The organism is Exiguobacterium aestuarii (assembly GCF_020171655.1).
GTDB lineage: Bacteria > Bacillota > Bacilli > Exiguobacteriales > Exiguobacteriaceae > Exiguobacterium > Exiguobacterium aestuarii_A.
The window spans coordinates 1914469-1934030 of the sequence record NZ_JAIVAC010000001.1; the positions used below are offsets into that span (position 1 = coordinate 1914469).

The 19562-nt window shown below is 49.9% G+C and carries 19 protein-coding genes and 2 other annotated features; of the genes, 6 read left to right on the forward strand and 13 right to left on the reverse strand.

What is annotated here, in order from left to right:
- Nucleotides 1-126 precede the first annotated feature (126 nt).
- Nucleotides 127-903, forward strand: a complete 777-nt coding sequence (gene hemQ, locus LCM29_RS09980; protein WP_214694768.1) for a hydrogen peroxide-dependent heme synthase — start codon at nucleotides 127-129, stop codon at nucleotides 901-903.
- A gap of 75 nt (nucleotides 904-978) precedes the next feature.
- Nucleotides 979-1125 (forward strand): hypothetical protein, encoded by a 147-nt coding sequence (locus LCM29_RS09985; RefSeq protein WP_214744768.1) that lies wholly within the window; start codon nucleotides 979-981, stop codon nucleotides 1123-1125.
- Nucleotides 1126-1128: 3 nt separating this feature from the next.
- Here the strand turns inward: LCM29_RS09985 and LCM29_RS09990 are convergent, their stop codons facing one another.
- The gene (locus tag LCM29_RS09990) at nucleotides 1129-2067 is read right to left on the reverse strand and encodes an ATP-grasp domain-containing protein (RefSeq protein WP_224862444.1); all 939 of its coding nucleotides are present in this window, start codon (nucleotides 2065-2067) and stop codon (nucleotides 1129-1131) included.
- A 152-nt stretch (nucleotides 2068-2219) separates the two neighbouring features.
- Between LCM29_RS09990 and LCM29_RS09995 the strand changes: the two genes are divergently transcribed.
- A complete protein-coding gene (locus LCM29_RS09995) occupies nucleotides 2220-3710 on the forward strand; it encodes a potassium/proton antiporter (protein WP_224862446.1) in 1491 nt (496 codons plus the stop codon).
- A 41-nt stretch (nucleotides 3711-3751) separates the two neighbouring features.
- Here the strand turns inward: LCM29_RS09995 and trpA are convergent, their stop codons facing one another.
- From trpA to trpD, 5 genes are read right to left on the reverse strand one after another with little or no spacing between them, the layout of a single operon-like run.
- Nucleotides 3752-4519: a tryptophan synthase subunit alpha gene (trpA, locus tag LCM29_RS10000; RefSeq protein ID WP_214784961.1), complete on the reverse strand. Its 768-nt coding sequence runs from the start codon at nucleotides 4517-4519 to the stop codon at nucleotides 3752-3754.
- Nucleotides 4516-5703, reverse strand: coding sequence for a tryptophan synthase subunit beta (gene trpB / locus LCM29_RS10005; RefSeq protein ID WP_214744775.1), 1188 nt, complete (start codon nucleotides 5701-5703; stop codon nucleotides 4516-4518). Before trpB ends, trpA begins: the two co-directional genes overlap by 4 nt.
- Nucleotides 5700-6254: a phosphoribosylanthranilate isomerase gene (locus tag LCM29_RS10010; protein ID WP_224862449.1), complete on the reverse strand. Its 555-nt coding sequence runs from the start codon at nucleotides 6252-6254 to the stop codon at nucleotides 5700-5702. Before LCM29_RS10010 ends, trpB begins: the two co-directional genes overlap by 4 nt.
- Complete coding sequence (gene trpC / locus LCM29_RS10015) at nucleotides 6230-6991, reverse strand: indole-3-glycerol phosphate synthase TrpC (protein WP_224862451.1); 762 nt, start codon at nucleotides 6989-6991, stop codon at nucleotides 6230-6232. The genes LCM29_RS10010 and trpC overlap by 25 nt, the downstream gene beginning before the upstream one ends.
- Complete coding sequence (trpD, locus tag LCM29_RS10020; protein ID WP_224862453.1) at nucleotides 6988-7977, reverse strand: anthranilate phosphoribosyltransferase; 990 nt, start codon at nucleotides 7975-7977, stop codon at nucleotides 6988-6990. Before trpD ends, trpC begins: the two co-directional genes overlap by 4 nt.
- A 55-nt stretch (nucleotides 7978-8032) precedes the next feature.
- Nucleotides 8033-8260, reverse strand: a binding site (T-box leader).
- A 48-nt stretch (nucleotides 8261-8308) separates the two neighbouring features.
- Nucleotides 8309-8538, reverse strand: a binding site (T-box leader).
- A gap of 194 nt (nucleotides 8539-8732) precedes the next feature.
- On the opposite strand from trpD, the gene LCM29_RS10025 reads away from it, so the two are divergent.
- Nucleotides 8733-10094, forward strand: a complete 1362-nt coding sequence (locus LCM29_RS10025; protein WP_224862455.1) for an amino acid permease — start codon at nucleotides 8733-8735, stop codon at nucleotides 10092-10094.
- 85 nt (nucleotides 10095-10179) lie between these two features.
- On the opposite strand, the gene LCM29_RS10030 is transcribed toward LCM29_RS10025, so the two are convergent.
- The 3 genes from LCM29_RS10030 to LCM29_RS10040 form a co-directional block, all read right to left on the reverse strand.
- Entirely contained in the window at nucleotides 10180-11706 is a 1527-nt protein-coding gene (locus LCM29_RS10030; RefSeq protein WP_224862457.1) for a murein hydrolase activator EnvC family protein, read from the reverse strand.
- A gap of 421 nt (nucleotides 11707-12127) precedes the next feature.
- Nucleotides 12128-12493: a DUF423 domain-containing protein gene (locus LCM29_RS10035; RefSeq protein ID WP_214694798.1), complete on the reverse strand. Its 366-nt coding sequence runs from the start codon at nucleotides 12491-12493 to the stop codon at nucleotides 12128-12130.
- A 12-nt stretch (nucleotides 12494-12505) separates the two neighbouring features.
- A complete protein-coding gene (locus LCM29_RS10040; RefSeq protein WP_012727503.1) occupies nucleotides 12506-13111 on the reverse strand; it encodes a trimeric intracellular cation channel family protein in 606 nt (201 codons plus the stop codon).
- Nucleotides 13112-13204: 93 nt separating this feature from the next.
- Between LCM29_RS10040 and LCM29_RS10045 the strand changes: the two genes are divergently transcribed.
- On the forward strand, nucleotides 13205-14842 hold the full coding sequence (locus LCM29_RS10045; protein ID WP_214744786.1) for an ABC1 kinase family protein: 1638 nt from the start codon (nucleotides 13205-13207) through the stop codon (nucleotides 14840-14842).
- On the opposite strand, the gene LCM29_RS10050 is transcribed toward LCM29_RS10045, so the two are convergent.
- Nucleotides 14781-16364, reverse strand: a complete 1584-nt coding sequence (locus tag LCM29_RS10050) for a GNAT family N-acetyltransferase (protein ID WP_224862459.1) — start codon at nucleotides 16362-16364, stop codon at nucleotides 14781-14783. The genes LCM29_RS10045 and LCM29_RS10050 overlap by 62 nt on opposite strands.
- Nucleotides 16361-16873 (reverse strand): glycerol-3-phosphate acyltransferase, encoded by a 513-nt coding sequence (locus LCM29_RS10055; protein WP_224862461.1) that lies wholly within the window; start codon nucleotides 16871-16873, stop codon nucleotides 16361-16363. The genes LCM29_RS10050 and LCM29_RS10055 overlap by 4 nt, the downstream gene beginning before the upstream one ends.
- Before the next feature lie 93 nt (nucleotides 16874-16966).
- Here LCM29_RS10055 and LCM29_RS10060 point away from each other — a divergent pair, with 93 nt between their 5' ends.
- Nucleotides 16967-18379 carry an NAD-dependent succinate-semialdehyde dehydrogenase gene (locus LCM29_RS10060; protein ID WP_224862463.1) on the forward strand — a complete coding sequence of 471 codons (1413 nt, stop codon included), beginning with the start codon at nucleotides 16967-16969 and terminating at the stop codon, nucleotides 18377-18379.
- Nucleotides 18380-18426: 47 nt separating this feature from the next.
- Here LCM29_RS10060 and LCM29_RS10065 read toward each other — a convergent pair whose 3' ends face one another.
- Both LCM29_RS10065 and LCM29_RS10070 read right to left on the reverse strand, forming a co-directional pair.
- Nucleotides 18427-19059 carry an HAD family hydrolase gene (locus LCM29_RS10065; protein WP_214744793.1) on the reverse strand — a complete coding sequence of 211 codons (633 nt, stop codon included), beginning with the start codon at nucleotides 19057-19059 and terminating at the stop codon, nucleotides 18427-18429.
- A gap of 116 nt (nucleotides 19060-19175) precedes the next feature.
- Nucleotides 19176-19541: a rhodanese-like domain-containing protein gene (locus LCM29_RS10070; RefSeq protein ID WP_214694813.1), complete on the reverse strand. Its 366-nt coding sequence runs from the start codon at nucleotides 19539-19541 to the stop codon at nucleotides 19176-19178.
- Between the last annotated feature and the right edge of the window lie 21 nt (nucleotides 19542-19562).

Below are 19562 nucleotides of genomic sequence, written 5' to 3' on the forward strand. Positions count from 1 at the left end.
TTTCTGTCCTCTGTTCTTTCCCCTTCGTGAATCGTGATAACCCTCACAGTGTCTCAAAGTTGCCAGTCAGTGAAGTGTGTATGGTAAAATAGACGGCGAAGCCAAGTCCCGAAAGGAGATTTTTTTATGTCAGAACGTCCAGTACCTACAACAGATACACAACATGCCGCCGCCACGTTAGACGGATGGTATACACTTCATGATTTCCGCACAATCGATTGGGCTCGATTGAAGCTCGTCGACGCCGAGAAGCGTCAACAGATGATTGACGAGTTCACTGCGTTCCTCACCTCACTTGAAGAAGTTGAAGCAAAAGGTGAAGGAAGCCACGCCTTCTACTCGATTCTCGGTCAAAAGGCAGACCTTGTCTTGATGGTGCTTCGCCCGACATTCAACGAACTTGAAGACGTCGAGCGCGCATTCCGCAAAACAGCGCTATACGACTATATGATTCCGTCGTATTCGTACGTGTCGGTCATCGAGCTCGGTATGTATCGTGGATCTGGAGATGGGGACCCATATCAAAACCCTCATATCCGCTCACGTCTCTACCCGACACTTCCAAAAGCCGCACACATTTGTTTCTATCCGATGAGCAAGGCTCGTCGCGACGGTGACAACTGGTACATGTTGTCGATGGATGAGCGCAAAGACCTCATGTATCGCCACAGCATGATCGGTCGTAGCTACGCCGGTAAGATTCAGCAGTTCATCGGTGGGTCGACTGGATTCGACGCATGGGAATGGGGCGTCACGCTCTTCGCTGAAGATTCACTTCAGTTCAAGAAGATCGTCTACGAGATGCGCTTCGATGAAGTGAGTGCGAAATACGGTGAGTTCGGCGACTTCTACGTCGGAAACATCTTACCGAAAGAAAATTTGAGCACATTCTTTAGCGTGTAAAAGGTTTACGCGTATAGCACCTCGGGAATTAAGGATGATGTAAGCAAGTAATCCTGATTAACGAGGTGAACAACGATGCGCGTGTTTAAAGAAACCGATCGTGACACTGCGGAACGTTTAGATTCGTTCATCGAACGAATGGCACCGACAGCAGAATTAGTCCAAAATCGATTTGAAGAGCAACTCAAACATACACAGCAAAAGGGTCAGGCGAGCGCCTGACCCTTATTTTGTCGTGGTGACGTGAAGTGCGTCGCCTAAGAAAGTAGCCAATTCAAGCATCCCATAGCGCCCTGCTTTCGCTTCAGCGTCGGAATTATAATTCGTATTCGTATTGACGTCGTAGGCGTAGACGTTACCGTCTCGGTCTCGGATAATCTCAATTCCGGCGATATCAATCTCATTCGCTTTCAGGAACTGTTCAAGCTGTGAAATGATCGGGTCATCGAACCCTTCGACGATTTCAAACTTCGCCGGTGGCGTCTCCCCGACTGGGCAGAACTGGTCTTCAATCGAGCAGGCATCTGCCGGGCAGAGCTGGAATCCTTCCGATGTATCGACACGCACCGCATAAACGAACTTCCCACCGATGAATTCACAACGGGTAATATACGGCTCTGGGGCTTCGATATATTGTTGGATGAGCGTGATGCCGTCAACCGAGTCCTCAAACGAGGGACCATATACATATTCCTTCAATCCTTCGATCGTATGGAACAATTGGACACCAAGTCCTTTTCCGGCACGATTATGTTTCGTGATGAACGGTGTCATGTCTAGCTTTTCAGCCGCCTCGATGATTTGGTCTTTACCGACCGCCGCAATCGTCTTCGGCACACGAATCCCTTCGCGGCGAAGCGCCGTGTACTGATTGACTTTGCTTACTTCTAGGCGGATGGCACGCGTTCCGTTGAACACGGTACGGTCATGCGCTTCTAGCCAAGCGAGGACACCTTCCGTCAATTCAGGTGCGTATCGATGCCCGCGTGTGTGCGAAGAAGCACTCATGCGATTATAAAAGACACCTTCCGGGGGCGTTGCTTCGAGATCAATCGTCCCTTGGTCCAAGTGCCATAGTTCATAAGGCAACTGTAGTTCTTCTAAGCGATGAACCAGATGGTTCGTCCATTCTTCGTTCTCATGAATGACGTGAATTTTAGACATCATCATCCCTCCCTATTCTTGTTCTCACTTTACCACATCCATAACTTATAATTCCAATGTGTAAGGTTGGTCTAATCGTCAATTCTGAAATATCAGACGATTTCATGGTACAATGAACTCAAGAGTATTGTTTTGGAAAGGAAGTGTTGTGTTTGCCCATACCTGTCATCAGTACGGATGTACTCATTTTACTCTTCGGTCTCCTCCTTGTAGCCGGTGTCATGGCGACGCGAATCTCGACTCGCTTCGGCTTGCCTGCCTTGATCTTGTTTATGGGAATCGGCATGATCATGGGAAGTGATATTACCGGTCTCATCTTCTTCGACGACTCCAACCTGGCACAGCTGATTGGGGTTGCCGCCCTGATTGTCATTTTGTTTGAAGGGGGTCTTCAGACGAAATGGTCATCGATTCGGAGTGTTCTCGCGCCAGCTGCCTCACTTGCGACATTCGGTGTCTTAATCACTACGACCGTCGTCGCTGTAGCCGTTCGTTTCGTATTTGGTTTCGATTGGATTGAATCTTTCTTATTCGGTGCGATTATCGGTTCAACCGATGCGGCGGCCGTCTTCTCTGCATTTAAAGGAAAGAACATCTCACCGAAAGTCGGTGCGACACTCGAAGCCGAGTCCGGCACGAACGACCCAATGGCGATGTTTTTAACGATTCTCGCCCTCGACTTCATGATGAAGCCGGATACAACCATCTGGGACGGGATTTGGATGTTCATCCTTCAGATCGTTGTCGGAGCGCTGATTGGTGTACTGTTTGGTCATCTATCTCGTTTGATGATTAATCATTTGCAACTTGATTCAAGTGGACTTCATGCAGTTCTCATGATTTCAATGGCATTTTTCACTTACGGTGCCGCAACTTATTTGTCTGGTAGCGGACTTCTCGCTGTATACTTGACTGCCATGATTATCGGAAACGCACATACGGCCCACGAAGTGACGATTCTTCAATTTTCAGAAGCACTTGCATGGATCATGCAAATCATTATGTTCGTCATCCTCGGGTTGCTCGTTTTCCCTCGACAACTCATTGAACCGGACTTGATTTGGAAAGGTCTACTCATTTCATTCGTCCTCATGTTCTTGGCTCGACCGATTGCCGTTTATCTATCAACACTTGGCATGTCATTCACGAGAAAAGAGAAAATGTTCATCTCTTGGGCAGGTCTAAAGGGAGCTGTTCCTATCGTCTTAGCTACCTTCCCTCTAATCGCAGGCATTGAAGACAGTCAGCTCTTATTCAATGCCGTCTTCTTCGTCGTCGTGACGAGTGCCTTGATCCAAGGAACGACGTTGACACCGCTCGCTGAAAAATTAAACCTTCTCGGTCCCGATAAATTGAAACCGCCATATACGATTGCTCTCGTTTCTTGTAAGCAGTCGCAATATCAACTTGCCCCTTATGTGGTCACCGATCGATCATCACTAATCGGCAAGACGCTAGCGGACATCACGCTCCCACCGAACACCGTCGTCAACGCCATCGTCCGAAACGAATATTTGATTCCACCAAATGGACAGACATCCATCGAGGAAGGCGACCTACTATATGTGCTCGCCTCGATGTATCGTCATGATCAACTAGACCAATCATTTGGTGAAGACGGTCTCGACCGAGTGGAACTATGAGTAAACGAATAACCGGCGCCTCAATCGAAGCGCCGGTTTTCTTATGCGTGTATGTGCTTTGCCGATTGGATCAACGTCTCGACGTCATCTGTTCGTCCTTCATGAAGTGCCTCGACGATGAAGCTCCCGACGACGACACCATCACATGCTTGTCCTAACGTCTGTACTTGCTCCGGACGGTGTACGCCGAATCCTGCCAAGACAGGAACGCGTGACTGCTCTGTCAATCGAGTCAAATAAGCGAGTAACTCGTCCGGAAACACATCAGCTTTCCCAGTCGTCCCTTTGAGCGTGACCGCATAGACGAATCCTTCCGCTTTCTCTAGGATGGATGCCGTACGCTCTTCGCTACTTGTCAATGTAACGAGCGGGATGACGGCGACGTCATGCCGGTCGATATCTGCGAATAATTGGAGACTCTCTTCAAACGGGAGATCCGGAATGATAACCCCGCTTACGCCACATTCATTCGCCCGGTCAAAGAACGGTTGAACCCCGAACCGAAACACTGGATTCAAGTATGTCATCAAGACGATTGGAACGTTAAATTGATCATTTCCTTCTATTAAATGGTTTAATACCATTTCGAGCGTCACACCTGCTTCAAGAGCACGCATTCCTGCCGCCTCAATGATTGGACCATCTGCCACCGGATCGGAGAAGGGAATTCCGAGTTCAATCGCCGTCGCACCCATCCGTTCTAGTTCTACGATGGTCGGGATGAGTCGGTCCATCCCGCCATCACCAGCCATGATATATGGGACGAATGCTGCCCCTTCTCGCTCTCGAATCGCTGTTTCTAGTTTCATCGTGTCGCCACCTTCTCTCGGATTGTGTGGACGTCTTTGTCTCCGCGCCCTGATAAACAAATCACTAATGTTTCGTCCTCACCCATCGTCTTCGCGAGCGTCTCCGCATAAGCGAGAGCATGTGAGGATTCTAAGGCAGGAATGATGCCTTCTTGTCGACTGAGTGCGAGACACGCATCGAGTGCCGCGTCATCCGTGACGGCTGCGTACCGCACCCGCTCGATGTCTTTCAAGAAGCTGTGCTCTGGTCCTACCCCCGGATAGTCGAGCCCGGCTGAGATTGAATGTGCCTCCTCGATTTGACCAGCCGCATCTTGCAACACATACATGAGCGAACCATGTAAGACACCGACTTCCCCTTTCGTAAGGGTTGCCGCATGTTTATCTGTATCAATGCCACTGCCTGCCGCCTCGACACCGTAGAGGGCGACCGACTCATCGTTCAAGAACGGATAGAACATGCCCATGGCGTTACTTCCTCCTCCGACACAAGCGACGACGGCGTCTGGGAGACGTCCGGTCTGTTCGAGGATTTGACGACGCGTCTCTGTCCCGATCACGCTTTGGAAGTCACGCACCATCTGTGGGAATGGGTGCGGTCCAAGTACAGAGCCCATGACGTAATGCGTATCGTCGACATGTTTGACCCAGTAACGAAGCGCTTCATTGACGGCATCTTTTAACGTACGGCTGCCTGATTTGACAGGGACGACTTTCGCTCCGAGCAGTTCCATCCGAAAGACGTTCAACGCTTGACGCTCGACGTCGACCTCACCCATGAAGATGGTGCACTCTAAATCGAGTAATGCACATACCGTCGCAGTCGCGACGCCGTGCTGACCGGCACCTGTCTCCGCGACGACTTTCTGTTTCCCCATCCGTTTCGCGAGGAGCGCCTGCCCGATTGTATTGTTGATTTTATGGGCACCGGTATGGTTCAAGTCTTCCCGTTTCAAATAGACGTTCGTCCCGAGGCGACGACTCAGGTTCGACGCATAATAAAGTGGCGTCTCACGTCCTACATATTCGCTTAATAAAGAAGAGAAGCGTTCTTGAAACTCAGGGTCTTGCTTCGCCTCTTCGTAAGCGACCTCTAATTCTTCGACCGCTTGCATGAGCGTCTCCGGAATGTACTTCCCACCGTATTGTCCAAATTTCCCGTTCACTGGTTGTGCATACATCATAGTTCCTCCTTGGCGCGTTGAATGAACGCACGAATTTTTTCGATATCTTTCACACCGTCCGTCTCGACACCGCTCGAGACGTCGACGCCGTCTGGTTGAATCGTTTGAATCGCTTGTCTCACATTATTCGGGGATAGGCCGCCCGCTAGCCAAAACGGACGTTCCGGCCGATCGATTGCGTCCCAGTCTAATACTTGCCCACTTCCCGGATTCGGATGATCCATCAATCGGACATCCGCCGTCTCCTCGGTCGACGCATCGATAATGGGTAGCCCGAAGATGCGGAGTTCTTCCATTGATTGTGTCCGATGGTGAATTTGTAAATCCGTCAGCCCCACGTCCATCGCTTGCTCGATGTCTTCCATTGAAGGACTTAAAAACACACCAACGATTCGAACCGATTGTGGGATCTGTGTAGCTAGCGCCTTCGCTGTCGCCACGTCGATTTGACGGGAACTCGGTGCGAATACGAACCCGATGGCATCCGCTCCCGCCTCGACCGCTGCCTGGACAGCTTCTTCTGTCTTTATTCCACAGATTTTAACGAACATGTTTTCAACTCCTCGAGTAGCCGTGTCGGGTCTTCTTCACGCATGAGTGCTTCCCCGACGAGAATAGCGCTTGCCCCAGTTTCTTGTAAGCGTGCAGCTGCCTCGACTGTGCTGACTCCACTTTCGCTGACGAACGTGACGTCGGGATAACGTTCCATCAAATCGATCGATGTCTCGAGGGATACCTCAAACGTTTTTAAGTCCCTGTTATTGATGCCGATCAACACGTCATCAAGTTCGAGTGCGATGCGTAACTCCGCCTCATCATGTACTTCGACTAAGACGTCGAGACCGATGGAGCGGGCATATCGCGTCAACTCATGGAGACGTGTCGGATGAAGGGCCGCCACGATGAGAAGTGCCACACTCGCTCCGTAATGCTTCGCATAGTCGAGTTGCCGTTCATCGATGATGAAATCTTTACAGAGCACCGGAATTGTGACGACGTCGGCGACTTGTCGTAAATCGTCAAAGGAACCGTTGAAATACGTCTTGTCTGTTAGAACAGAAATCATCGTCGCACCGGCTTGTTCATATTGACGAGCGCGTTCGACGACGTCGACCGTTTCTCGAATCATTCCTTTTGAAGGAGACGATCGTTTAATTTCCGAGATGATATGGAATCCATCATTCATTATATTTAAAAGAGCGACCGGTTTTGTCACAGCAACATCGATGGGCTGCATGCGACTGACCTCTTCGATTTTTGTTCCGATGATTTTCGTTAAATAACTCATGCCTCTACCTCCGTACGTTGTAAGTGTTGTAACACGCGCAAGGCGTGCCCTTCGTCAATGCTTCGTTTCGCCTCTTTCACTCCCTCACGGAGTGTTGAAGTCGTGCCGTACGTGCAAAGGGCCAGCGCCGCGTTCAGTAAGACGACGTCTCGTGCCGGACCTGTTTCTCCGTTCAACACGGCGAGCAGTGTCGCGGCGTTCTCTTCCGGTGTCCCTCCGCGTAATGCTTCGAGTGGCGCCCGCATCAAGCCGACATCTCGTGGGTCGACCGCGTAACGCGCCGTCTGTTCCCCATCAAAGAAGTACACATCGTTCACACCAGCAAGGCTCGCTTCATCGAGACCTCCCGCACCGTGTACGACCATGCCACGCTCTACGCCAAGATGCCGCATCGCGGTCGCCATTTTCTCAAGTAGCGACGGATGATAAACACCGATCAATTGTCGTTTCGGACGAAGCGGATTCGTCAACGGTCCGATTTGATTGAAAATGGTCGCCGTCGCGAGTCGTTTCCGGACCGGCATGACGTGCTTCATGATTGGATGGACATGTTGGGCGAAGAGGAAACTCAAATTCGTTCGCTTCAAGTCGGCATGTACTTCTTCTGCCGTCTTCACGATTGGAACGTTCAATGCTTCGAGGACGTCGGCGCTTCCCGATCGACTCGATACGCTTCGGTTTCCGTGCTTGGCGACTGGAATACCGAGACCGGCTAGGACGAACGCGACGGTCGAACTGATGTTGAACGTGTTCGCCCCATCACCACCAGTACCACACACATCGAGTACCGGTAAATCAGTCGGGGGGAACTGTGCCGCTTCACGGATGTACGCTGCGAGTCCCGCCATCTCTTCTGCCGTCTCCCCGCGTTCTTTCATTGCGAGTAGCACCCGTTCGATTTGTGCCTCATCCGCTTGGAACATCTCGCTTGCTGCCACTTTCATATCTGCTGTTGATAATGCGTTTGTCTCCAATTGTTGAATCATCGTCTGTTCCCCCTCTAAAAATGTGTATAAAAAAACTCCACACGACAGTCGTCGTATGGAGGACGGTTCTAGACCGCGGTGCCACCTCTCGTTGATTCCAAAGAATCCACTCTCCGATGCAATCACATCGTATCCCGATAACGGGGGAAACCGTCACGACCTACTTCATTCAGCCATGCTCTCATGAGTCCATTCACGCGGACGCCTCGGTCAGGATCTCACCATCCCTGACTCTCTGGACGAAACGTCTTCTCGCGCTACTCTTCTCAATCCTCGATTTGTGTTATTGAAACGAAAAAGGGGTCACCCGTCTCCTCATAGCTTACGCTACAAGAAGGACGAGTAACCCCGTGGTGCCACCTTCGTTGGTTCTAACAGAACCCACTTCACGGACAATCATCCGCTTCCCCGTGATAACGGTGGGTAACCCGCTAAAGCCTACTCAAAGTTCGGTTTAGAGCTCAGAAGTCCATTCGCGACGTCCTATATACTGATTCGCACCACCCATCAGCTCTCTGTCATACAGGATTCGTCGTTACTTCTCTTCGTCGACGCCTTTATTCGTTTCAGTTAAGTTAACTCGTACTATACAGGGCGGATGAATCCATGTCAAATAAAAAAATTCAAAAAACTTTGCCTCTATATGTGCACTCGAAAACAGGGAACCTTCACCGATTTTTCGAATTGACATCGTTTTTTTCCGTCTGCTATAGTCGTCCACAACAACATTTCACTCAACTAAAGGAGAATCGATTTTGGAAACAAACAAACTAAAACGCGAGCTGTCCACCCGGCAACTCACGATGATTTCCCTCGGGAGCGCCATCGGAACCGGGCTTTTCCTCGGAAGCGGCCTTGCCATTCAAACCGCTGGTCCGAGCGTACTCGTCAGCTATGCCATCGGGGCGTTCATCGTCCTCTTACTCATGGGCGCACTCGCCGAAATGACGGTCGCTCATCCAACATCCGGATCATTCGGAACGATTGCCGAGCGCTATGTCCATCCACTCGCAGGCTTTCTCGTCCGTTACTCTTACTGGGTCGCGAACGTACTAGCTGTAGGGGTTGAAGTCAGTGCCATCGCCATCTATATGCGTTACTGGTTCCCGGATGTGAACGGGTTCGTTTGGGTCGCCCTCTTCGGTGGACTACTCATTTACGTCAACGCCCGTCACGTTCATACGTTCGGAACAACCGAATACTGGTTATCATTCATCAAAGTAACTGCTATCATTCTATTCATCGTCCTTGGTGCCGCTACATTGTTTGGCGAACCAGGATCACCGATCGAATCGATTACGACAGGAAACGAAGGATTCTTCGCTTTCGGATTTTACGGGATGTGGGTGACGATTTTTATTTCCCTCTTCAGTTTTCTCGGGACCGAACTCGTCGCCGTCACAGCCGGTGAAGCGAAAGACCCGGACCAGGCCGTCCCACGCGCTTTACGCGCTACTGTGTTCCGCTTGACGTTCTTCTATGTCGTCACGCTCGCCATCATGCTCATGCTCATCCCATGGCAGCAAGCTGGGATCGATCAAAGTCCGTTCGTGCTCGTCATGGAACAATTTGATGTCCCGTTCGCGGCAGGCATCCTCAACTTTGTCATTTTGATTGCAGCCTTGTCTGCGATGAACGCGCAGCTTTACGCGTCGACACGGATGATGTACTCACTCGCGGAAGCCGGTGATGCACCGAAAGCATTCAAAACAATCAGCAAAAATGGCATCCCGATGTTCGCGCTACTCGTTTCAACGGGCGGGATTGTCCTTGCCGCTTTACTACAAGTGTTCATGGAGTCATCGTATCCGTTCTTGATGGGAATCTCGATGTTCGGAGCTATTTTCACTTGGTTCATGGTCTTCGTCTCCCACTTGTTCTTCCGTAAGAAATGGACTGGGCGAAAACTCCCTGTCCGTATGATGGGGTATCCGTTCCTCCCAATACTCGGGGCAGTCTTACTCTTGAGTCTGATGATCACGACATGGTTCACAGACTTCAATATTTTGCTGAAGTTCGGAATCCCGTGGTTAATCGGCTTGACGATTATCTACTACGTGCGTGAACGAATGCGTAAAAAACAAGATCATTCAAGCGATATCGAACAAGCCAACTAACAAGCATCCCTTCGCGACAGCGGAGGGATTTTTTGTACGCACAAAAGCCCCTTTCGCAATCGAAAGGAGCTTTCTGTATGAGGCATCAGAAGAACTGACGCGGGTTGACTGTGCTACCTGCGCTCGTTGCCGAGTATGAGTAGCCGCCTTTATGAATCTCAAAGTGCAAGTGCGGACCTGACGAGTTCCCTGTGTTCCCAAGTGTCCCGATGTTCGACCCTTGTGTCACACGCTGTCCTGAGCTGACAGATACCGAGTTCATATGGGCATAAACTGTCGTCCAAACTTGACCGTTGATGACGTGCGCGATCATGACGTGGTTCCCGTATGCGCCACCCCAACCTGCACGAATGACCGTACCTGTCGCAGATGCACGAATCGGTGTCCCTGTTGGACCCGCGATGTCTACACCGTTATGGAACGTGTAGCCATACGCACCGCTCGCCGGACCCCATCCTTGTGAGTAGCGTCCTGAAGCCGGTTGAATGAACATCGAGCTAGATGGTGCTGGTGTCGACGTCGTCGGTGCCGGTTTTGGCGCTGGAGCTGGTGCTGGCTTCGGTGCCGGCGCCGGTTTTGGTTCAGGTTTTGGTGCTGGTGCTGATGAAGCCGTGTTGTTTGAAGAAGACGAAGACGGGGTATTCGTCTTATTGTCCTGCTTTTGTTGTGCAGCTTGCTTCTGTTGTGCAGCTTCACGAGCCGCTTCCGCTTCTCGTGCTGCCTCTGCCTTGCGAGTTGCTTCAGCTTGACGTGCAGCTTCTGCTTGGCGTGCTTCTTCTGCTTTACGTGCCGCCTCTTGACGAGCTGCTTCTTCAGCACGACGACGAGCTTCCTCTTCCTCACGACGTTGTGCTTCGATTTCAGCCGCAATCGCCTGTTCTTGTGCGACTAACGTTGCTTCAATCTCTTGAAGGTCGAAGATTTGCGATTCGAACTTGATGTTCTTCTCTTCAAGCTCTTTGATGCGCTTTTCACGTTGCTTCATCTTCTTCTCAAGCTCGGCTTGACGAACTTCGAGTGCTTTTTGCTGTTCGAGAAGTGAAGCGCGTTCTGCTTTCAAGTCAGCCTGTGCTTCTTTCAACGACTTTTGTGTCGCTTCATAGTCATCGAACAATTCTTGGTCACTTCGCTGGATTGTTCCAGCCGTAATCATACGCGTGACGAGGTCAGAGAGATTTTTTGAACCGAAGATGAATTCAGCCCAGTTGATCGATCCGCCACCGTTCTTTTGCATCGTGGCCATCCGTTCTTTCATCATTGCTTCTTGTGCCTTCATTTTTTCCTGATAATCTACAATGTCGGCTTCAAGATCCTCGATTTTCATCTCGGTACGCTTGATTTCTTGGCGCTTCATCGCGACATCATTGATGATGTCTTGCAATTGTGCGTCCATTTTATTGACCTCTGCCTGAACTTTTGAAATCTCTTCTTTGTTCACTTCAATCTTTGAAGACGTGTCGGCTTGGTCTTTTTTCACGCTATTGCGTTTTTCTTGTACTTTTTGTTGTTCTTCTTGCTTTTCTTTAATCGAAGTCGATGCATCGGCAACTGTATGTGTGCTGATGAGCATCACACCAAGCGTCAGCGTCGAGACTGTGCGTTTCCAATTCATGAATGGGGTACATCCTTTCTTAAATAACAAACGTGGGTACCTACTACACTACATATTTTTAAAGCCGTTTCAGTATGTAACAAAAACGATCATTTAGTTGAGTTTCAACACGACTAATTATATCTAACTGCTAGATATTTTCCTGTTAAAGTTATATTTCAATTTTATTACGCACAGACAGACGCGCAGGCAACGAAATCGTCTAACTTATTATTTATCAATACCTTTTTGAATCGTTCAATTTGAAATCTTCCTGTAATGTTTTATGTAAATAGAAAACGCTTTACCCTATTTTCAAATAATATTTTGAATACATCATTCATAAGTTTCCAATTGATGGAACGACCCATCAAAAAAATCCACGTCCTCGCCTCATGTACACATGAGCAAAGACATGGATATCGGTTTGACTAGTCTTCTGTTATAACTTGGTTGCGCCAACGATCACAAAAATCCAAGCGGCGATGAACAAGACGCCGCCAATCGGTGTCACGGCTCCGAGTTTCGTGATCCCCGTCAATGCCATGACATACAAGCTTCCTGAGAAGAAGATGATTCCGGCAAACATGAGCCATCCGGCAATGTTAAATTGGCTGATGCTCACACGCATGAGCAGTGACGCAATTCCGATGATTCCGAGTGCGTGGATCATATGATAGAGTACCCCGGTTTGCCAGTTCGCCAACATGTTTGGTGACAGTCTCTCTTTTAAGGCGTGTGCGCCGAACGCACCGAGTGCTACGCCGAGTGCCATCAATCCGGCACCAATCATTAATAAGATTTTCATTTGTGTTCCCCCTTATCTGACTTTACGTGCTGGTAAATTCCACTTCCGATAGTAGGATATCACTCGAAGTGTCGCGACGACAATTAATAATGCATAGACGGCAAGGCCACCTTCGAGCTTGAAGTAATAGGTGATAACTGCGATCAGAATCGCCCAAATCGCATACACTTCAGATTGTAAGACGAGCGGTTTTCGTCCGGCCAGTAAGTCGCGGACCACACCACCCCCGACACCTGTCAGGACAGCCGCCGCAATCGCTGCCGATAATGGCAAATCCAGTTTGATGGCGACCTGTGCTCCTTGAAAGGCGAAGGCGACCAACCCGATGGCATCGACAATGACACCCCAACGTTCCCAGTGTGGCAATACGACACTCGGTAGCAGGAAGATGAGGAGTGCGACAAGAAAACATAAAATAAATAAATCATTCTGTTGCCAAATCAAACTGACGGGGTTTCCCAATAGGACGTTCCGAATCGCACCGCCCCCAAAGGCAGTGATAAACGCGAGCAGCCACACCCCAAAAATATCGTATTTTTCATCCATCGCAATGATGGCTCCGCTCGCCGCGAACGCTATCGTTCCGACGACGTTGAGCAATTCCCACTCCATGAACATCCCTTGCCCTTTCTTCAACGCATTGTATGGTAAAGTATAGTTACAAAAAATCAGGTCAGTCGAGCGACTGTCGTAAAGGATGTCGGTATTACAATGAAACGTATCGCTTTGTTCCGCATATGGATTATCGTCACCATGTTCGCCCGATTCATCATTCGGCTATACGCCTTTTCACGTAAACAACAACAAGGCGTCGCCACGACAGAAGAATATGAAGCACTTATGCTCAAGCTCGCGCGTGAGTATAAGCGAAATGCGTTACGACTCGAAGGCTTGTTGATCAAGCTCGGACAATTTTTGTCCATTCGTGCAGACTTATTGCCACCCGCCGTCCTGAATGAGCTCTCTGAACTTGTCGACCGTGTCCCGACATCGGGTTGGGAGAAGTCGCGGGCGATTTTAGAGGCTGAATGGGGCGTTCCTTACTCGCAAGTCGTCAAAGACGTCGGAATCGATGCCGTCGCCTCCGCCTCGATTGGGGAAGTATACGGCGCCACGTTGCTTGAAAATGGCAAACGCGTCGCCATCAAAATTCAACGTCCGAATATCGAAAAAATTATTCGTACGGACTTCCGTGCCATGCGAATTGTCACGTCGATGTTGAAGCGGACATCCCTCGCTAAATCGACCGACTTAGATAGCTTATATCGCCAAATGATTTTTGTCATCGGGGATGAACTAAATTTTCAAACCGAATTAAAAAATGCTCTCTATTTTAAAGCAAAATATGCTGATAATCCGGACGTTTATATCCCGGATTATCACGAGCACCTCTGTACGAACCGTGTCTTGACGATGGACTGGGTCGATGCGCGACGCATCACCGACCTCGCCTTCTTGAAAGAAAATGACATCGATCGCTCCGCACTAGCCGAACGGTTGTTCACGCTCGCCGCCGAACAGTTGTTGTTCGGTGGACAGTTCCATGCCGACCCACACCCCGGAAACGTCCAAATCCGGGCAGACGGCACCATCATCTTACTCGACTTCGGTATGGTCGGACAGACGACGGCACATGACATGGCGACGATTCGAAACATTCTACAGGCGTTCATCTCGCTCGACTATGACAGCATCGTCGATGGACTCGAAGATTTACGATTCCTGTTACCGACGGCGAACAAACAAAACATTCGCCAAGCACTCGAAAAGGCCGTGACGTTTTATTTGGAGACCGATATCGATACGGTCGATACAAGGTTGATCGAGAAAGTGTTACAAGATATTCAGTTGCTCGTCAAAAACGAACCGATTCAACTCCCGGCGGAATTTGCCTTCTTCGGGCGAGCCGCCTCGACCTTGCTTGGCATCCTACAAATTCTCGACCCGAAAATCGACCTGTTCACACTCGGCAAACCGATTGTCATCGAATGGCTCGAGGAAGACGGGACAACGCTTCAAAACCGATATGTGAAGACCGGAATCAATTATGCGAAGAAATTATTGAACGTCCCGCCGCTTCTCGACAATTACTTAAAAGAACCGACGCGAAAACGCCTGTCGGAGCAAGCGATGTTCCAACGCAACTTGGAATCCAAAGAACTGTTGCACCGCCAGACGTTCAATGCCATCGTCATCTTGCTCGGGTTGCTCGTCGGACTACTCGGCTATATTCGACCGGATGAATGGCTGTTCTGGTCGGGTGGCGTCGTCTCCGTACTGGCTTACTTCAATTGGAGACGCCTCGGACGAAAAATTCGTCACTTGGCACGTCAGGATTTTCGAGTTTGAGCGAACCGTCACTCTCAGGAGTGGCGGTTTTTTGTTGCATCCACTCGGCAATATAGGTCCCGACGTCACGCATCATACGAGGTGTCGTCCAGCCCATCGTCGATACTTGGATGACGTTCGCCCGCTTCAAATATTCACTCTCATATTGCACGAGATAACCTTGATACGACAACTGTCGACCGAGCTCGATTGAAGACTGTCCGAATGGGACTGGGATCGTGATGATACCGGGGGACTGGGCGGGACTCAGCTCGATCTGTAAGCCGTTCTCACGGAGTGAGTTGATCAGGACGATCATCTTCTCTTCGTGCGACGCGACTTCCTCTTCCGTCAATTCTTCTAATGCGACATCCATCGCCGAAAGGAGCGGTTCGGATTGGGTGAAAGCAATCGGTTGATAGAGGGATAAGTCAAAGTAGCGAGGCACGTCTCGTAACGCTTCTGCTCGCTCTCTCATGGCAACAAACGCGAGACCTGGGACGTTCCGTAGCGCCTTTCCTGAGGAGAAGGTCACAAAATCAGCAAAGGAATAGTCATAAACGAGTGTCCCAACAGCACTAATCGCATCGACGACAACGACACCTTGCCACGCATGAAGTGGGGTGAGATCGATTAAAATTCCTAAGGATGTCTCACAATGAACCGTCCACACCCAGTCTGGCTTAATGCGTTCAAGTTCAGAAACATCCCACTTCCCTTTCCGGTCCGCTTGAATGACGTCAAACGAGAGACTGACGCGAGATGCATGATCCATAAGACGTTCTCCGAATTCGCCGGCGCATAAAATGACACCGTGTCCATTCAAACGTGAAGCGACCGCATCATTGGCCACCGTGCCGCTTCCTAAAAGCGTGTAGACATAAGGAAGTCCGATTCGTTTCGTCAATTGTTGCTGAACGGATTCAAGCATGCGGCTCGTCTCGTTTGAACGGTGTGGGAGCGGCTGTCTCGAGAGTCTCGCCCTTACACGCTCCGAGCATTCGACAGGACCTGCGAGCAAACTCTTTGGCCGAAGCGTCGATGCTGACTTTGATTCATAAAATGCTGAACGCGTTAACACCATCGGCACATATCGCGCTTCCTCAGGACCGATTGGATCCGCAAATGGGACAAATCCGAATCGGCGATAGAGCACTTGTTCACGCGTCGTCCCGCTGATGACGATACCGTCGACTTCACGTTCTGTCGCATCTCCAATGACTGCTCGCATCAATCCGGCGAACGTACGATTGCGCCGATACGCTTTCTTCACAGCGAGCAGACGAATCTCGAGCCAATCCCCGTCAGGAATACACACCCCTTTTTGTTCTAACGAAAAAGGTCGTTCACCACGTAGCGCACACATGGCGACCACTTCACCATTCACTTCCCCGATCCAATATGTATTCTCTTCATGAAATTTGTCGACGAGTCGACGTTCTAGATTCGGCGGATGTTGCGGAATCTCTTCGACGAACGTTTCGTAATTTAATCGATGAATGGCGTCAAAATCAGATGAACTGGCTTTTCGATAAACAATCATGCTTTCCCCTCCTTCACATGATGATAGACAATCACGATGGCAATGAGCGTGGCCCAGATGAAATCCCCGATACTTCCGAGTGTAGCCAACGGAAGTAAGACGAGCATGATGAGCCCGGTCTCACGCGAATTGCCCGTCATTTTGATCAAAAGTAATAAGATCAGGAGACCACCGATAAACCACCACGGGTCGTATGCCCATATGATTCCAGAAAAAACGGCATATCCCTTCCCGCCTGCGCGGATTCGCCAAAACGGATAAATATGACCGAGCGTGAGTGCGAGTGCCGTCTGCCAAAAAAACGGTCCGCTCACCTGTAAGACAAGAATCGTTTTCAACACGTCAAATCCATATACGATCAGAAACGCCTTCACCCCTCCGATGCGATGCGCATTGCGGGCACCGGTGTTGTTTGAACCAGATGTCGCTAAATCATGACCACTTAACAACCCGTAAAGTCTTCCCCCGAGCAGACTCCCGACTAGATAACCAACGATAATGATCCACATGGTATCCCCTCATTTTCTTGGAAAATTGTGTGCGTTTCAGAAAAACGGGTATCCTCTAATTAACTGTGCACTTTTTGGAAAGGGGAAATCAAGATGCGAGAAGAGAAAAACTTCATTAACGGGGAATGGACAGAGACGGAACAGACGATTGAGGTACGAAATCCGGCCACCGGAAATGTGATGGCCGTTGTGACGAAAAGTGATACCGCCGAAGCGACACAAGCTGTCGATGCGGCGCATGAGGCGTTACAGGAATGGCAACAAAAGACCGCGGACGAACGAGGGGCTCTACTGAATGAGTGGCATCGTTTGATCGCAGAACATACAGAAGAACTTGCCCGGACGATGGTCGAGGAACAAGGAAAGCCACTGAAAGAAGCCATCGGTGAAATCAACTATGCGAACGGCTTTATCGACTGGTATGCAGCAGAAGGACGACGCGTGTATGGAGAGACGATTCCCGCCTCTTCGAACAAGAAGCGAATCTTCGCCATCAAGCAACCGGTCGGCGTCATCGCCGCCATCACACCTTGGAACTTCCCGGCTGCCATGATTACGCGAAAAGTGGCACCTGCGCTTGCCGCGGGTTGTACAGTCGTTATGAAACCTGCATCAGCGACACCGTTGACTGCCATCGAACTAGTTAAATTAGCGGAGAAAGCAGGATTCCCAAAAGGGGTCATCAACCTTGTCACAGGACAGGCATCAGATATCGTCAAAGCGTGGCAACAAGATAAACGCGTCCGCAAATTGACGTTCACAGGATCAACGGAAGTCGGGAAAATGCTGATGCGTGACGCGGCGGATACGATGAAAAAGATTTCGCTCGAACTCGGAGGGCACGCTCCGCTCATCGTCACGGCCAAAGCTGACTTAGATAAAGCCGTCCCGCAAGCGGTCGCCACGAAGTTCCGTAATGGCGGACAGACATGCGTCTGTGCGAACCGGATTTATGTCGAACGTGCCGTCGTCGATGAATTCTCGGAGCGTTTCATCAAAGAGGTCGAAGCGCTGAAAGTCGGGAACGGTCTAGAGGAAGGTGTCGACATCGGTCCGCTCATTGATGATGATGCACTCAGTAAAGTCGAAAAGCATATCGAGGACGCTCAAATTCGCGGCGGTGAAGTGTATGGTGGCGAAGTATTAGATGGCCTCTTCATCCGTCCAGCAGTCATCCGTTATGCGAATGAAGACATGCTCTGCATGAACGAAGAAACATTCGGACCGGTCGCACCGATTGCGACATTCGATTCACTCGACGAAGTGATCAAACGGGCGAACAATACACCGTTCGGATTAGCCGCCTATCTGTTCACGCAAGACATCAACGAAGCCGTCTATTTAGCGGAGTCGTTAGAGTATGGAATCGTCGGTGTGAACGACGGTCTTCCTTCAACTCCTCAAGCGCCGTTCGGTGGTTGGAAAGAAAGTGGACTCGGGCGTGAAGGTGGCCATCACGGCATCGAAGAATTTTTAGAAGTCAAATACATCTCGCTCGGGTTGTAAGAATAGGCACACAAAAAGGCTTGTCGACATGTGCGACAAGCCCTTTCTTATCGGTTGACCCATTCAACTAGATCGTTCGGCGATTGGATGACGTGATCCGCAAGCGCCCACTCTTCTTCATTTCCGAATCCGAACCCTGTCAAAACGACCGGGAAGTCGTGTGCCCGTGCTGCTTCGACATCTGATTTGCGATCGCCGACCATTATATAGTCCGCCTCACCGTGACGGACACGGTGTGCTGTCAGAATGTCCGCTTTCTTTTCGCCACTGACAGACTCCAAGCATTCCGGTGCTGTCATGTAGGAGCGAATCTGTTGCGTATCTAAAATCAAGTTCATGTAATGAACACCGCAGTTGCTCGCCGTCGTCAACGTATGACCTTGTTCGTGAAGCGTCTCCAACATGTCACGAATGCCATCGAATAGGACGTTTTGTCCTTCCATCGTCTTTTCGAGCGTCGTGTGACGTAATCTACGAATGAGACGAATCTCTTCGAGCGTCGCTTCCGGGATGACATGCTCCCAAAATGCGTTACCTGCCAAGCCATATCCTGAACGGACCGCCTCTTCACTCGGTTTCGGAAGGTGAGGAAGTTCCTTGAGCGCCTCATGAATCGCCTGCGTCATCGGTCCAGTCGTATCTACTAACGTGCCATCGATATCAAATAAAATCACTGCCATTGGATTAATCCCCTCTCTTTCAATCGCTTCCCTTACCGTAGCAGAATCCCCGAAAATGCAAAAGAGAAAACGTGGTGACAAAAAAACGACTGAACCGATTCGTTCAGTCGCATCTATTATCCACGCCAGAAGTTCATTCCGCCTTTTACAGAATAGACGTCGGTATATCCGGCACTCTTGAGCATCGCTGCAGCGCGTTGGCTACGCATGCCACTTTGACAGATCACGTAGACGGGACGCTCTTTTTCTTTCGGATATTTCGCTTGTGCGTTCCCGAAACCAGAAAGTGGGACGTTTTTCGCTTGTTTAATGTGTCCCCCACGGTATTCATGCGGCTCACGTACATCCAACAATTGAATGTTCCGCTCTTCTGCGATTCTACGCTTCAAATCATCCGTTGAGACCGTTTTAACATTGTTTCGGCGACTCCACCAAAAATACACGATTCCAATGATGACCGCCACAAAAAGAAAGTCCAACATATTCACGCCTCCATTTGCTTT

What these genes read in the sequence shown, in the direction of transcription:
- hemQ (WP_214694768.1), top strand. Translation starts at nt 127, where the DNA reads ATGTCAGAACGTCCAGTACCTACAACAGATACACAACATGCCGCCGCC.
- LCM29_RS09985 (WP_214744768.1), top strand. Translation starts at nt 979, where the DNA reads ATGCGCGTGTTTAAAGAAACCGATCGTGACACTGCGGAACGTTTAGAT.
- LCM29_RS09990 (WP_224862444.1), bottom strand. Translation starts at nt 2,067, where the DNA reads ATGTCTAAAATTCACGTCATTCATGAGAACGAAGAATGGACGAACCAT.
- trpA (WP_214784961.1), bottom strand. Translation starts at nt 4,519, where the DNA reads ATGAAACTAGAAACAGCGATTCGAGAGCGAGAAGGGGCAGCATTCGTC.
- trpB (WP_214744775.1), bottom strand. Translation starts at nt 5,703, where the DNA reads ATGATGTATGCACAACCAGTGAACGGGAAATTTGGACAATACGGTGGG.
- LCM29_RS10010 (WP_224862449.1), bottom strand. Translation starts at nt 6,254, where the DNA reads ATGTTCGTTAAAATCTGTGGAATAAAGACAGAAGAAGCTGTCCAGGCA.
- trpC (WP_224862451.1), bottom strand. Translation starts at nt 6,991, where the DNA reads ATGAGTTATTTAACGAAAATCATCGGAACAAAAATCGAAGAGGTCAGT.
- trpD (WP_224862453.1), bottom strand. Translation starts at nt 7,977, where the DNA reads ATGATTCAACAATTGGAGACAAACGCATTATCAACAGCAGATATGAAA.
- LCM29_RS10030 (WP_224862457.1), bottom strand. Translation starts at nt 11,706, where the DNA reads ATGAATTGGAAACGCACAGTCTCGACGCTGACGCTTGGTGTGATGCTC.
- LCM29_RS10035 (WP_214694798.1), bottom strand. Translation starts at nt 12,493, where the DNA reads ATGAAAATCTTATTAATGATTGGTGCCGGATTGATGGCACTCGGCGTA.
- LCM29_RS10040 (WP_012727503.1), bottom strand. Translation starts at nt 13,111, where the DNA reads ATGTTCATGGAGTGGGAATTGCTCAACGTCGTCGGAACGATAGCGTTC.
- LCM29_RS10045 (WP_214744786.1), top strand. Translation starts at nt 13,205, where the DNA reads ATGAAACGTATCGCTTTGTTCCGCATATGGATTATCGTCACCATGTTC.
- LCM29_RS10050 (WP_224862459.1), bottom strand. Translation starts at nt 16,364, where the DNA reads ATGATTGTTTATCGAAAAGCCAGTTCATCTGATTTTGACGCCATTCAT.
- LCM29_RS10055 (WP_224862461.1), bottom strand. Translation starts at nt 16,873, where the DNA reads ATGTGGATCATTATCGTTGGTTATCTAGTCGGGAGTCTGCTCGGGGGA.
- LCM29_RS10060 (WP_224862463.1), top strand. Translation starts at nt 16,967, where the DNA reads ATGCGAGAAGAGAAAAACTTCATTAACGGGGAATGGACAGAGACGGAA.
- LCM29_RS10065 (WP_214744793.1), bottom strand. Translation starts at nt 19,059, where the DNA reads ATGGCAGTGATTTTATTTGATATCGATGGCACGTTAGTAGATACGACT.
- LCM29_RS10070 (WP_214694813.1), bottom strand. Translation starts at nt 19,541, where the DNA reads ATGTTGGACTTTCTTTTTGTGGCGGTCATCATTGGAATCGTGTATTTT.